Origin of the sequence: Arthrobacter sp. CDRTa11, assembly GCF_026427775.1 — a bacterium.
Taxonomy (GTDB): Bacteria; Actinomycetota; Actinomycetes; order Actinomycetales; family Micrococcaceae; genus Arthrobacter.
Genome location: NZ_CP044532.1, coordinates 2,058,856 through 2,072,874, shown reverse-complemented (window position 1 = coordinate 2,072,874; position 14,019 = coordinate 2,058,856). Strand labels below are relative to the sequence as shown.

Below are 14,019 nucleotides of genomic sequence, written 5' to 3'. Positions count from 1 at the left end.
CTACACCTTTTCTTTCTGGGATTCTGCAATTTTCCGGAGGGAGCGCTTGTCGATTTTGCCGACCGCAGTGGTGGGGAGTTCGTCAACAATGACGATTTGGTCCGGAAGCCACCAGCGTGGGAAGGCCTGGGCCAGGTGCGCGGTGAGGGCTTCCTCAATCAATTCCCCGACATCCGGTTCTCTGTTGAGGACGACGAAGGCTCTGGGTCGTTCGATCCATTTCGGGTGGCTTACAGGGATCACTGCCGCCGCGACCACATTGGGATGTGTGCAGAGACCTTGTTCCATTTCCGCAGGTGCGATCCACTCGCCCCCGGATTTGATGAGGTCGTTCTCTCGGTCCCGAAGTGTCAGTGAACCATCTGCGTCGATGGTCGCTATGTCCCCTGTCATGAACCAGGCGCCGGGTTCCGCTGTGTTGCCGATGACGAAGGGCCCCCTAACCCGCAGCCGACCCTGCGGGGTATCCAGTCCGGCGGTCGATGGCACTGTCTTGTGAAGGCCGAGTTCGACCAGCGGAATCGGTTTGCCGGCGCGTTCGTGTGGGCGCTCCCGTTCATATGTGCTGCACGCCATGGTTTCTGTCATTCCCCAAGCGGTGGCGACACCAGCGCCCAGGGTTGACCGGATGCTCTTCCAAACAGACTCCGGGAGCGGGCTGCCGCCCGTAAGAACTTCCCGCAGGGCCATGGGTCGAACTGCCTCGCCGCGCTCAATGGCCGCGCAAACATCGAACCAGACGGTTGGCACAGCAGCTGCTACGGTGACGTTCTCCTTTTGCATGACGTTCGCTATCCGGGCCGGAGTCAGATCTCCGCCGGACAAAACCAGGGATGCGCCCGTGAGTGCAGCAGTCAGGGGCAGCCCCCAGCCGTTTACATGGAAGAAGGGCGCAAGGGGGAGGACCCGGTCCTTGCTGGACAGTCCGGTTGCTTCTACTGTCGCCTGGCTGAGGCAATGCAGAACAGCGGCCCTGTGCGTGACCTCGTAGCTCTTGGGCAGACCCGTCGTTCCACTGGTGTGGAAGATGAACGCAGGAGCATTCTCATCCTCCAGGACTTCTTCCCAACGGCGACCAAGATTGGCGTGGATCAGCGACTCGTACGAGATCGTTTCAGGAGCAGATGGCCTTCCGCCTGGAGGCGTGATGGCAACAATGATGACACCGGTGCTGCGCATTTCTTCAACCAGTGCATCTATGGCTGGTCCAACGGCAGGATGCTCAAAGAGGTCGCTGCTTACGACAACCGCCTTCGGCCGGGGATTGCGGGCAAGATGGGACAGTGTCTCCCCTCCGAGGCGGAGGTTGATGCTGCTGACCTTTGCGCCGGTCAGTGGAACGGCCAGAAGCAGTTCCAGGTGCTGCTGGTCGTTCCAGCCAAGTACGGTTACCGTGTCGCCGGGGCCAAGTTCGATCTCGTCCCTGAGTCCGTGCGTCAGAGCTTCTATACGCCATGCCAGCTGTTCATAAGTGCATCTGGTTGATCGAAGGTCATTTACCGGTCCCGTGACTGTGACGACCTCTGACGTCGGGTGGACGGTCAGCATCCTCCACAGCAGGTGATGAAGCGTCAAAGGGAACATGGTCAGTGCTTTACCAGCGTCGTCTGGACCTCGACAGGACCCGCCAGCGTATCCCGGATGGGGGAACGTTCCTCCACAATCTTCGTAAGCTCTTCCAGACGTTCCTGTGAAGCATTGGGAGAAGACGCATGGACCTGGATGCGGATCTGCTGAAGGCCTGGACGGACGTCGGCGTTCAAGTTGAGGAAACCCTGGAGATCAATGTCCGTAGTCATTTCAAGGCGGAGTGAACTGAGCTCGATGTTGTTGACGGTTGCGTTCGCGGCGTACGTCACCGCGTAGCAGCCGGCCAGCGCGTGGAGGATGAATTCCGCCGGGCTTGCAGCCATGTCCGTGCCGAGCAGGGCCACTGGCTCATCAGATTCGAGAACGTAAGTCGCCTCGCGGGATTCGACGACATTTCCGTTCTGGATGATGTCACCAGTGGTGGCGCGCTGGCGGCAACCCTGGAGCCATTCAGAAGTGAGGTTGAATGAAACCTGTGCGAGTTCCGGCCGGTTCTTCACCGCGTCGATGGTGGCGAACAGGGCATCTTGGTCTACGCCGTTGATCATGTGTATCTCCTCGTTGAGTGTGATTTGTGGTCATTCCTGGGTATTTGGGCGGGTGCACCGTCAGTGTGTTGGCTGGTGCGATGCTTCCGGCACCGTTCTTCCGAGTTCCGTGTCATCGTCGATGTCTCGGAGGTTTGTTTCCGGGGCCAGATAGGCGCAGACGACGGTGATGCAACTAAGGAAGAGGAAGTACGCGACAATCAGCCAGGGATTCCCGCCGCCCAGTGCCAGTAGGGCGGTTGCGATGAGCGGGGAGAACCCGCCGCCGAACACAGATCCGAGCGAGTAGCTGATGGATGCACCGCTATACCGGACCCCTGTCGAAAACAGCTCGGAAAAAAAGGCTGCCTGGGGCCCGTACATTGCGTCATGGAAAAAGTTGATTCCCAGCACCATAGCGACAACGATCAGGACTGGATTACCGGTGTCTGCCAGCATGAAGAACGGCATGACGAACAGTCCGCTCCCCACGGAGCCGAATATGTAGAGACGTCGCCGCCCGAAACGATCCGACAAGGCGCCCCAGATCGGGGTGGAAATGATGCCCAGCGCGGAGGCAATCATCACTGCGACCAGCGATGTGTTGTTGTCCGATCCCAGGGATCGGCCGATGTAGGCAACGGCGAAAACGGTGTAGAGGTAATAGACGGCGTTCTGCGAGATTCGCATACCCGTGGCCAGCCACATGTTCCGCTTTTCGTTGCGATACATGTCGACAATGGGCCGACTGGACAGCGTGTTTTGCTCTTTCATCTCCTTGAACTTCGGAGGATCCTCGAGCTTCAGCCGGATAACCAGGCCGACGCCAATCAAAAAGGCGCTGGCAAGGAAGGGCACACGCCAGCCCCAGGCCAAGAATGTTTCGTTGTTGAACACTGTGCGCGCCAACGCGAATGAACCGGTTGCTAGGAGCATGCCAATAGGGACGCCGATCTGGGTAAAACTGCCGTAGAACCCACGTTTTTTGGCAGTAGCGTGTTCTACAGACATCAGGGCAGCGCCGCCCCATTCTGCCCCTGCTCCGAACCCTTGGACCAGCCGGAGGAGGAGGAGGAGTGCTGGGGCCCAGAATCCGAGTTGGGCGTAGGTGGGGAGCAACCCGATGAGGGTTGTGCTGACACCCATGATGAGCAGCGAAGCAACGAGCATAGCTTTTCTGCCAATACGGTCCCCGACATGGCCTGCAACGATGCCGCCCACGGGACGGGCAAGGAAGCCGACGGCGAGGGCACCGAATGAGGCCATGAGTCCGACCAGAGGATCTGCTCCTGGGAAGAACAGCGGGCCGAAGACTACCGCCGCCGCTGTTCCGTACAAAAAGTAGTCGTACCATTCAATGGACGTACCGATGAGACTGCCGATGGCAGACTTGCGGGCAGTTTTCTTACTTTTATCCCCGGCTACGGGGGTGTAACTTTCAGGCATTACCCCTACTTTCAATGAGAATGCTCTGCGAGGAAACGCAGACGGGCATTCAGGGAGTGATGTCGCCGAGAAGAACGGCTTTGTTCCTTCGGGCATTTGACCGTGTTGTCGGAGTTCGGACAACAGCGGCGGGTGGAGCGCAAGAGTCATTGTGAGTTGAGTCTCTTGCCTTTTGCGACTCAAGACAAGAACCAAATGAGCACTTTGCTGTGCATTCATGCACACTCAGTGACCGTCGTCTTGCAGTGGTCGTGGATGCGTTGGGATCACAGAAAGACTTTTTTGACGGGTGCGTTTCGCGTTTCCGGTCCGCCGATGCCGCCATCTCCATGGTCACAACGCGCCGCCCAGGAATCCCGTCGTTACCATGACCTCGGTCAGCGGAATGCTTGCGGCACTGCCTTGTGGGGCGTCATCGGGCTGGCCTCCGGGCCGTTAGTCATCCGTTGAATGTTCCAGGGCTATGGCCTGGATCAACTCTGCTGCCGCCCGTACTCTTGGCAGCCTGAGAAGTCCCCGCGGTACGACAATCCAGTACGTTCGGCGTACTTCGACTTCGCCCGGCAGGACCCGAACGAGGTTCTCATCGGCATCGCCTATGTAGCTGGGCAGGGGGGCGATGCCCAGGCCGGCGGCGGTTGCCTTCCAGTGTCCTGTGATGTTGTTAATCTGAATCTTTGCCGAATAGCCTGGAAGGATTTCACTCATGATTCTCAGGGGGTCAATGTCCAATGTCTCGTCGACGTAGAAGATGAGTGTATGGGCGTGCAGGTCCTCAACCGTCTTGATCTCCGGGTAACGGGCAAGGTATTCGCGAGAAGCATATAGACCCAACGTGTAGCCGAGAAGCGGCCGGCTCCAGACAGCGCGTGGCGAAGGTTCCAGCAGGACTACGGCAATGTCGAATTCCCGGGTCGTAAAGGATGACTTTTGGCTTGAGGTCATGATTTCCAACGTCAGATCCGGGTGCTTGCTGCGGAGGGGACCGAGCCCCGGTGCCAGCAGGAACGCGCCAAAGCCGTCTGGTGTGACGATGCGAACGGAACCGCTGAGGGCGTGCTGCTGCTCGGAAACATTGCATGCCGCGTTGAGGGCATCCTCGATCGTTTCGGCGTGGACGAGGAGCCGATCGCCAGCCTCCGTCAACACCCATCCGCTGCTTCGGCGACTAAAAAGCCGTACACCGAGATCAGACTCCAGCTTTGCTATGCGTCGGCCGACAGTCGTGTGATTCACCCCCAGGGCATGACCAGCGAGGGTCAACCGTTGGTGACGGGCGACCTGGAGAAAGTAGCTCATGTCATCGGCGGAAATCACGTGTTAGCCCCACCTTCATATGGAGTCAGTTTTGCGTTGACCATAGTCTCTTCATTAAGGCCAAGGTGGGAGACATGGCGATCCAGCATGGTTTCCTAAGTGTGCATAATTGCACTGCAGTGTGGCAACTTGGCCATTGTAATCGGAATGCGTTCAGATCAGACTCGCTGTAGCAAGCATCACGTTTTGAGAGTCGTGGTGACCCTAGTATGCAGCGACTCTCCGTAGGTGCCCTCAGAGGCTTGAACCAAGACCGACTAGGGCCCGACCAATCCGGAGGTTTAGATGATTTCTGCCGTTACACTCCCCCGCGCCCTGCGCGTCGGCGGCGGGTCCGTTGCCGAACTAGGCACCCTCATAGGCAGCATGGGCTACCGACGGCCCCTGCTGGTCACGGACGCATTCATGGTCCAGAGCGGAGCAGCGGAGAATCTGATTGCCTCCCTGTCGGCCTGCGGCCTGGAGCCTTGTCTCTTCTCTGAAACAGTGCCGGACCCCACGACGGACTCGCTGTGGGTTGGAGTCCGTCTAGCACAGGACCACAACGCTGATTGTGTAATTGGTTTCGGCGGAGGCAGCCCCATGGACAGTGCCAAAGCAATAGCACTGCTCGTGGCCCAAGGTGGGGAAATGCGCGACTACAAGGCCCCGAAGATCAACTCCGGGCCAGCGCTTCCAATTTTTGCCGTCCCGACCACGGCGGGAACCGGTTCGGAAGCTACTCAGTTCACCATCATCACCGACAGCAAAACGGATGAGAAGATGCTCTGCATTGGGTCTGCCTTCCTCCCTGTGGCGGCAATCGTCGACTTCGAATTGACCTTGTCGATGCCCGCACGGCTCACAGCTGACACAGGCATCGACGCTCTGACGCACGCCATAGAGGCTTACGTCAGTCGAAAAGCCAACAATTTTTCAGACCTACTGGCTTTGAAGGCGATCAACTCGATAGCGGGAAACCTCGAACGTGCCTATGTCGACGGCCAGGATCGGTCTGCCCGCGAGGCCATGATGTACGCATCTACACAGGCGGGCATGGCATTTTCTAATTCGAGTGTCGCGCTGGTCCACGGCATGGCCCGGCCGCTGGGGGCTCATTTTCACGTTGCCCATGGGATGTCGATAGCCATGCTCCTCCCTGTGGTCACGGAATTCTCTGTTGGCTCCGCGATCCCGCGCTATGCCGAATGTGCCCGGGCATTGATGTGTGCATCCGACTCAGACCCGGACCGACTCGCAGCTGACAAATTGGTCGAGCGCTTGCGGAACTTGGCCACGGATCTGGCCGTGCCCACACCGCGCTCCTACGGCATCAATGAGCAGGAATGGAAGAAGCTGACCCCCTTGATGGCACAGCAAGCCATTGATTCAGGATCCCCCGGAAATAACCCCGTCGTTCCCGAGGTCACGGAAGTGGCTGCCCTCTTCGATCAGGTCTACGCCTGACCACGGCAGGAGCCCTGAGATGTCAACCAACGAGCTCGTAACGTCTTCGCTGGCGGAAGGCCTAGGCCACATCGTCTTAAACCGCCCAGCAGCTTACAACGCCCTAAACACAACAATGGTAACGGCCATCAGCGCGACACTGAGGGCCTGGGAACCGGAGCGCCTTGATGCCGTTCTGATCCGCTCTGACGCCCTCAAGGCCTTCTGTGCAGGCGGAGACATCAAAAACATCCGCCAGCAATCTGTGGACGGCGACGTCAGCATGATTGAGGACTTCTTCGCCCGTGAATACGCTATGAACGCCTATATCGCGACGTATCCGACGCCCGTGATCTCACTGATCAACGGTCTTTGCATGGGCGGCGGGATGGGCCTGGCAATCCACGGCCGATTCCGGGTGGTATCGGAACGAGCCACACTGGCAATGCCGGAAACGGCTATCGGCTTCTTCCCTGATGTAGGCGCCAGTTACTTCCTTCCGAGGTTACCGGGGGCCTTGGGTATGTACCTCGGCCTCACCGGCCACCAGATGGACTACCGGGACGCCCTCTACTGCGGCCTCGCCACACATTACGTCCCTTCTGACATCATCGACACGGTTCCGGATGTGCTGGCCGAGCGGCGGGGCACTCCGGTAACGACGGTACTCGCAGCTCTCAACACGACCCGGCCGGAGGCCGGAGGGCACTTGGCCGATCATCGGTCCGAAATTGACTGGTGTTTCGGTGCGCCGACTCTTGGCGACATCGAGAGTCGACTAACAGCGGTTGATACCCCCTGGTCTCGGTCCGTCATAGAAAAAATGCGATCCCTGTCACCTCAAAGTCTGGAGATAACGGTTCCACTGATTCGCTGGGGCGGCCAACGTTCCTTGGCCGAATGCCTGCAGACAGAGCTTCGAATGACGAGGATCATTACCGGATCCAAGGACTTCATCGAGGGCGTCCGTGCCGTCCTAGTCGACAAGGACCGGAATCCCGCATGGGTGAAGAACACAACAGAATCGTTGGATCGCCTCTTGGAACCGATGCAAGCCTAAATACATTCTCGGACGTGACTCAAATGATTCAGTCCACCAACAGAAGGAGCCGCAATGCGTGCCGTTTACGCAACTTCCCTCTCGGCGGAGGATCCGCTGTCAGGATTAGTAGTTGGAGAACTACCGCTGCCTGACGACAGAAATCCTTCCGGATTCGTGCGTGTCAAGCTAAAGACTTCCGCCCTGAATCACCACGATATTTTCTCGCTAAAGGGTGTTGGACTGGCGGCAGACAAGCTGCCGATGGTCCTGGGTGGCGACGGAGCCGGCGTCGACGATGACGGAAACGAAGTCATTGTTCATAGCGTAGTATCCACTCCTGATTGGCGCGGCGACGAAACCTTGGACCCGAAACGCTCGCTGCTGTCTGAGCGCTACCACGGCACTATGGCGGATTATGTCTGGGTTCCAGCCCGCAACCTTGTCCCTAAACCTGCCGAGCTCAGCTTTGCTGAAGCGGCCGCACTTCCCACGTCTTGGCTTACGGCGTACCGAATGCTGTTCAGCGTGTCGCAAGTGCAGCCTGGATCAACGATCCTGGTCCAAGGCGCTGGCGGTGGCGTCGCCACGGCCCTAATTTCGCTCGGCAAGGCAGCGGGTTTCCGGGTTTGGGCAACCAGCCGCAGCGACGAGAAGAAGGCGAAAGCACTGGTCCTGGGGGCCTCAGAATGCTTTGCCACCGGTGAGCGGCTACCCGAGCGGGTTGACGTCGTCTTTGACACTGTCGGCGAAGCGACGTGGTCCCACTCCCTCAAGTCATTGAATCCCGGCGGGACAATTATCACTTGCGGCGCTACCAGCGGAGCCGCCCCCTCGGCTGACCTGGGCAGGGTGTTCTTCATGCAATTGCGGATCATTGGATCAACCATGGGCACCCGGGAGGAGCTGGTGAGGCTGAGCCAGTTTCTGGCCAACACAGGCGTGCGTCCCGAGATCGACAGCGTCTATCCGTTGGAAAAGGCCAGAGACGGGTTCCAAAAGATGCTCGAAGGCGACATCTTCGGCAAGGTCATCTTCCAGCACTGAACATTCGCATGAGGCGCATCCTGCGTCTGCCTGCTACCGCCCATCTAACCCAACAAACTGACGTACAGCCCGCGCACTCCATGAGGGTACTGAAGACAAGGAAGTCACCATGACGACAAGCACAACAAGCGCCACCATCATCAATCACTTCATCGGCGGGGTCGAGACCAGCGGCCAAGGCCAGGACACGAAGCCCGTATACAACCCGGCAACCGGCGAAATCACGGCGGAGCTCCGCCTGGCGAACGCGGCTGACCTTGAAGCCACGGTCGCGGCCGCAAAGACAGCTGCCCACACATGGGGTGACACATCTCTGGCGAAACGAACTGCTGTGCTGTTCAGGTTCCGTGAACTTGTCGCTGCCCATGTTGACGATCTTGCCGAGTTGATTACAGCCGAACACGGCAAAGTCCTCCTTGACGCCAAGGGGGAGATCGCGCGTGGCCTCGACGTCATCGAGTTCGCATGTGGCATCCCGGAGCTGCTCAAAGGCGATTATTCAGATCAGGTGTCCACGGGGATCGATGTATTCTCGTTCCGGGAACCGCTTGGCGTAGTCGCCGGCATTACTCCATTCAACTTCCCCGTGATGGTGCCACTCTGGATGGCACCCATGGCCATCGCCACGGGCAACGCCTTTATCCTCAAGCCATCCCACCGGGTACCTTCCGCAGCCATGCTGCTCGCGAAGCTGTGGAAGCTGGCAGGTCTGCCCGACGGCGTCTTCCAGGTTTTGCACGGCGACAGGGCGGTTGTGTCCGGACTTCTGACCCACCCAGATGTGGACGGTATCTCCTTCGTGGGTTCCACGCCTGTGGCAAGGCACATCGCTGAAGTCGCCGCCAAGAATGGCAAGCGAGTCCAAGCCCTGGGCGGAGCAAAAAACCATGCCATCGTCATGCCGGACGCCGACCTGGATCATGCGGCCGACCATCTGGCGGCAGCTGCTTTTGGTTCCGCCGGACAGCGATGCATGGCGATCTCCGTCGCCGTCGCCGTCGGTGACGCAGCTGACCTGTTGGTTAAGAAGGTTGAAGAGCGGGCATTGAACATCAAGGTCGGCAACGGTACAGAACCGGGAGCCGACATGGGCCCAGTCATCAGCCCGGAATCACGGGAATTCATCTGCAAGACTGTGGCTGCAGCGGAAGCTGCGGGGGCGGCCATGATCGTGGACGGCCGCGACGTCATCGTCCCGGGCCACGAAGAGGGATTCTGGGTCGGCCCCACGGTCATCGACCACGTCAAAACTGAGATGTCCGCATATACCGAGGAAATTTTCGGCCCCGTTCTGGCTGTCGTCCGAGTCGAAGATCTTGCCGCGGGCATTGCCTTGATCAACGCCAATCCCTACGGCAATGGCACCGCCATCTTCACCTCATCGGGAGCCGATGCCCGCAAGTTCCAGCGCTCCGTCGACGTCGGCATGATCGGAATCAACGTACCCCTGCCCGTGCCCGTGGCATACCACTCCTTTGGCGGCTGGAAGGCATCACTGTTCGGTGATAAGCACATCTACGGCCCCGAGGGCGTGTCGTTCTTCACCCGTGGCAAAGTCGTCACCTCACGCTGGCCGGAGCCTGCCCACGCATCGGGAGCTTCGTACAACTTCCCATCCAACTAGATAAGAGCGCATTGGCATGAGGCCACGGGCGGTCCAGCTAGCGTCAACATCCATGAATGATCGCGGGCAATCCGGACAGCTGTTGGTCGTCAATCACACTGCGCAAGGAACACCACAGCGTCCAAATGCACGCTGTTTGCACAGGAGCTCCCAACCGAGTAATCCTCTCTGAAAGCGAGTACGAAATGTCTGCACGCACCACCACAACTTCGACGTTTAAGACAGATGTACTCCGAAACGAACGGCCCGTCTTAGTCGACTTCTGGGCAGCATGGTGCCCGCCCTGTCGGGCAGTCGGCCCCGTGCTAGACGAAATCGCACGACACCACAGAGAAAAGATTGACGTCGTAAAGCTCAATGTGGACGAGAATCCCGAGCTCGCCCGGAAATACCAGGTAACTTCGATCCCGGCCTTCCGAGTGTTCCAGAACGGTGAAATCGTCGATTCATTCATGGGAGCCATGCCTAAGGAAGCTTTCGAAGAGCGATTGTCGCCATATCTCGGCTGAGACGAGGACGACCTTCAACGGACTGCAACGGCGGACGCCGCCGGCTGGCACCCTTCGAGGGTGGCGGGACCTCCGCCGGGCGCCCCCACGCTCTTGATGACGACCCTGCCCGCTCAATCATTGCCATCCGTGATGGGCGGACCCGTTCCCTTAGGAAACGGAGTTGTTTGCCATGCGCAACTACCTCCCCCTGAGGTCGGCCCGGACGTCTTGGTCGACCGTCTCTGAGAAAAAGGGCCAATTAGTTTGGAGCAGCGCCAAAATGGGGTGATCGAAAGCTTCGCGAAAAGAGTGAGTTCAACATCCCGGAATGGTCCAGATAGATCGGGATCTCACAGCGCTAACGCGCCGCCCTGTTCACCCTGGTAGGAGTTGTATCGCTTCCTGCACCGGACCTTGCAGGCCAACCAAAGGGCCTGCAGCGGCTTCAGCACGCTCTTCTTCGCGACCGTCCACCCTTGCTTGAGTAGCTCCGTATGGACCCGCCGTGCCGTACCGGCCATGGTTCGTTCCGAAGATCTCCGTGATCGCCGCCTTGAGCTTCTCTTTCGGGTCGGGCGCTGGAGCAGGATCTGGTAATAGAAGAACGCGGATTGGCCAGCCCGGCGACGAAGTGCATCTGTTCTCGGAGGAGAGCGATGCCGAAGACGCGGTCTGGAGACACCCCTAGCTCATCTCCAAATAACTACTTAGGGAGGTACTAGCAAAACAGACGTTTCAAAGCACGGACTCACCATCACCGAGGCGATGCCTCGGGAGTTTCGCGTCGCCGCCACTACCGGCAGGGCCTCAAACGGTGGTTATTGACTCACGGAAAATAGCCGACTAAGTCAATCGGCTACTTAGCAAATCGAAGTAGGCACTGCCTGGGTTCCAGTCCACAGGATGAAGCAAAGTCCCTGCCGATGGGTTCAGCGCGCTGTACATCATGCCGTCACCTGCATAGATGCCCACATGGCCCCAGTTGTCCGGCCCTTGGGGATTCTGGACAACCAAGTCGCCGGGCTGCGGGCTCTCGGTCCGCTCCCCCACCCTCCACTGTTCCACGCGTGGAAGGTTGATTCCGACCTGACTATAGATCCACTGGACGTATCCAGAGCAGTCCCACGCTTTGAACTGTTCACCACCCCAGATGTAAGTTCCACCCACACCGGCTTGCGTAAAGCGCAAGACATCCTTGCGGATCTGGGTAAGGTTCTCGTGTGCAACGGCAGGCGCGGAAACCTTCACCGCATCCGCGCATTTTGCCGGCGCAGTGGCACCCTCGAGCGAGCTGACTATAGCGGTTGCCTGAGACTCCCACCGCGAGTACAGCTCGGGAAAAGCCGAAACTTGGACGGCCTGAGCAGCTTGTCCTTTGTCCAGCGATTGCCAACCAGGAACGTCGAGCAAGCCCCGCGGGCTGCCACGATTGGGCCCCGACGGCCCGCCATAGAATGCACGTGCGTTATAACCAAGGTCCATCAGCTGCTCAACGCTCCCCCAGCCTGCAGCCGGTCGCTGCTGAGCACTCCCAATCGAGTCATGATCGCTTCCGACACCATCGTGCGGAAACTGGAACGAGGCCGGGACATTCGAGTTTGCGAGGACCCTAAGAGTCGATTCCTGAAGAGCCATCATGATTGCGATAATCCAGGCGTCCCTTGGGATTCCAAGTTGCTTCCCGACCGAAATGTAGCCGCTCGCTACCGTGACCTGGCGTGGAGTGAGCCAGACTGGTTCCCGGCCGCCAACGTGGATTTCCAGTCCACCACCACGTCTGCTCGAAGGCCCCTCGCCCACAGGACCCATGAACGTGCAAACGGAGGCCTCGCCCGACCGACTAGCGACCAGCACGGTAACGAATGCGCAGAACACTACGCCGAACATCAGTGCCACGACCGTTGCCATGGCTATCGCGGCGTGGAGCAGTGCACGGCGCTTTGCCACTGCCATCAAAATCGCAGGGAATGGCATCAGTACACGATCCTGCTTGAGGTCGCGTAGAAGCCCACCATCATGCATCGGTCAGGCGGGGCAGTTGCAGCCGGCGGACAATTGACCATGATGCTGACTGGTGCCGTGTAGGCGTTACGGCTACTGGCCGTCTGATCCACCACTCGCAGGGAGACGGTGCAGACGTGCATACCCAACCACGGAGCCGGACGCTGCCGCACCTCCGCCAACTCCTCGTCACAGGTCATGGATTCGGCCGTGGCCGTACGGAAGGCCCCCTGCCCGGCCAAAGAAGCAAAAGTTCCGGCGTTGATACCCGTGGCTTCAAATTCCTGAGCAAAGACAGCCAATGGGTTCGATCCGTCCGGCAGGACGTCCCACCAGCCACGGAGGCGGGTGTAGACCTCCGAGTACGACGACGTTCGCGTGTCCCAGCTGTAAATGGCCTCGGCAGCGGCTGTTGCCAGCGCTCGATAGTTCGTGGTGCGTGGAACCTCAATCGCGCTCGTTTTCTCGGTGGCTGGCGTCGTCGTCGAGCCCGTTGAAACAGACGGAGCGGATGGCGACGGACGACCGGTGGAAGAGGCTAGCGGCGGTGGGATTGGAACCGCCGTCGTACTGGTTGACGGAGGACGTGGTGACCCAACCAGAACAAGCACGACAGCAACGGTGGCCGCCAAGATCGCACCTAGGAGCCACAGGCGCAAGCGGCGACTTATACCTCTCACCGTTTCTCGTGACATAGACATATTTGCCTCCCCTTACCGTTCATGGCGGACAAGCGGGTTGAGTGCATGACTTAGCGGGTCGAAATCGTTGCTCCACGAAGGGTCCGCCACGCAGTTTGATACAGCCGCCTGGCGCAGCCAATCTGGACGGCCACATAGCGTTCTGTAACGCCGAGTTCGACTGCCAACGCGGCTATGGCCTTGCCACGCTCTGGTCCGCGTACATCAGGACGCACAATTGAGTCCGCTACTCCACGCAGGAGCGGGCTGGGCAGGCATTCAACAGCACATCGGCACAGGTCCTGCATATTCCGGACAGTTCCAGGATCAACGTCCAGCGCTTGGTTGATCGTCTTTGCTGTCTGGCGCACCACGGTCACAGCATTCCAGCGGCGCCGATCCTGGGGCGAGGGCGGTCCGTATTTGCGCGGTTCTGTAAGACTGTCCATCGCGAGTCCCCAAATTGCCGGGGACACAGAGGCGCGTGTCAGGCCAAGCAGCGTCTGAGCCCACTCTTGGTCAACAACCTTTTCGGCGCCCCGGTCCTCGTGGCGGTGCCTGGCCAGAACAGTCAATGCATCGAACGGGACTGAGTCCTCAGCAGCCCCGGGGTCTAGGAGCAGCGGGAGTGTTTGATGCGCTAACTCCCGACGGATATGTGCAGAACAGATATTGATTGCTACACCCTGCACCCAAGCAGCAAACCGAACTCCCGGGAATGGTCTATACCGACCTTGGGATACTCCATCCCAGACAGCAACTCGAATGTCTTGCATGACATCGTCTACGTCGCACGTCCGGCCAACCCTCGACAAGTGTGAAATGACGTAGC

General features: G+C 59.1%; 11 protein-coding genes and 1 pseudogene. 5 read left to right on the top strand and 7 right to left on the bottom strand.

Annotated elements, in window-relative coordinates; translation table 11 throughout:
* The 5 genes and pseudogenes from F8G81_RS09440 to F8G81_RS23560 all read right to left on the bottom strand — a co-directional run.
* Window positions 1-1,575 carry an AMP-binding protein gene (locus F8G81_RS09440; protein WP_267278716.1) on the bottom strand — a complete coding sequence of 525 codons (1,575 nt, stop codon included), beginning with the start codon at window positions 1,573-1,575 and terminating at the stop codon, window positions 1-3.
* Between the two features lie 11 nt (window positions 1,576-1,586).
* A complete protein-coding gene (locus F8G81_RS09435) occupies window positions 1,587-2,138 on the bottom strand; it encodes an OsmC family protein (RefSeq protein ID WP_267278715.1) in 552 nt (183 codons plus the stop codon).
* A 60-nt stretch (window positions 2,139-2,198) separates the two neighbouring features.
* Window positions 2,199-3,782, bottom strand: a complete 1,584-nt coding sequence (locus tag F8G81_RS09430) for an MFS transporter (protein WP_267278714.1) — start codon at window positions 3,780-3,782, stop codon at window positions 2,199-2,201.
* Window positions 3,783-3,998: 216 nt separating this feature from the next.
* Window positions 3,999-4,712, bottom strand: a complete 714-nt coding sequence (locus F8G81_RS09425; protein ID WP_267278713.1) for a LysR substrate-binding domain-containing protein — start codon at window positions 4,710-4,712, stop codon at window positions 3,999-4,001.
* A gap of 42 nt (window positions 4,713-4,754) precedes the next feature.
* Window positions 4,755-4,862, bottom strand: a pseudogene (locus tag F8G81_RS23560) (helix-turn-helix domain-containing protein); the annotation flags it as partial.
* 303 nt (window positions 4,863-5,165) lie between these two features.
* Here F8G81_RS23560 and F8G81_RS09420 point away from each other — a divergent pair.
* The 5 genes from F8G81_RS09420 to trxA all read left to right on the top strand — a co-directional run bounded on the left by F8G81_RS09420 (window position 5,166) and on the right by trxA (window position 10,524).
* Window positions 5,166-6,326 (top strand): iron-containing alcohol dehydrogenase, encoded by a 1,161-nt coding sequence (locus F8G81_RS09420; protein WP_323809235.1) that lies wholly within the window; start codon window positions 5,166-5,168, stop codon window positions 6,324-6,326.
* Between the two features lie 19 nt (window positions 6,327-6,345).
* Window positions 6,346-7,365: an enoyl-CoA hydratase/isomerase family protein gene (locus F8G81_RS09415; RefSeq protein ID WP_267278711.1), complete on the top strand. Its 1,020-nt coding sequence runs from the start codon at window positions 6,346-6,348 to the stop codon at window positions 7,363-7,365.
* Window positions 7,366-7,419: 54 nt separating this feature from the next.
* Window positions 7,420-8,391: a zinc-binding dehydrogenase gene (locus tag F8G81_RS09410; RefSeq protein WP_267278710.1), complete on the top strand. Its 972-nt coding sequence runs from the start codon at window positions 7,420-7,422 to the stop codon at window positions 8,389-8,391.
* Between the two features lie 109 nt (window positions 8,392-8,500).
* Complete coding sequence (locus F8G81_RS09405) at window positions 8,501-10,015, top strand: CoA-acylating methylmalonate-semialdehyde dehydrogenase (RefSeq protein WP_267278709.1); 1,515 nt, start codon at window positions 8,501-8,503, stop codon at window positions 10,013-10,015.
* 185 nt (window positions 10,016-10,200) lie between these two features.
* Window positions 10,201-10,524: a thioredoxin gene (gene trxA, locus F8G81_RS09400; protein ID WP_267278708.1), complete on the top strand. Its 324-nt coding sequence runs from the start codon at window positions 10,201-10,203 to the stop codon at window positions 10,522-10,524.
* A gap of 825 nt (window positions 10,525-11,349) precedes the next feature.
* Here trxA and F8G81_RS09395 read toward each other — a convergent pair.
* Together F8G81_RS09395 and F8G81_RS23555 are read right to left on the bottom strand one after the other, a co-directional pair.
* Window positions 11,350-12,480: a C40 family peptidase gene (locus F8G81_RS09395; protein WP_267278707.1), complete on the bottom strand. Its 1,131-nt coding sequence runs from the start codon at window positions 12,478-12,480 to the stop codon at window positions 11,350-11,352.
* 778 nt (window positions 12,481-13,258) lie between these two features.
* Complete coding sequence (locus F8G81_RS23555; RefSeq protein ID WP_416377137.1) at window positions 13,259-13,963, bottom strand: hypothetical protein; 705 nt, start codon at window positions 13,961-13,963, stop codon at window positions 13,259-13,261.
* Window positions 13,964-14,019 lie beyond the last annotated feature (56 nt).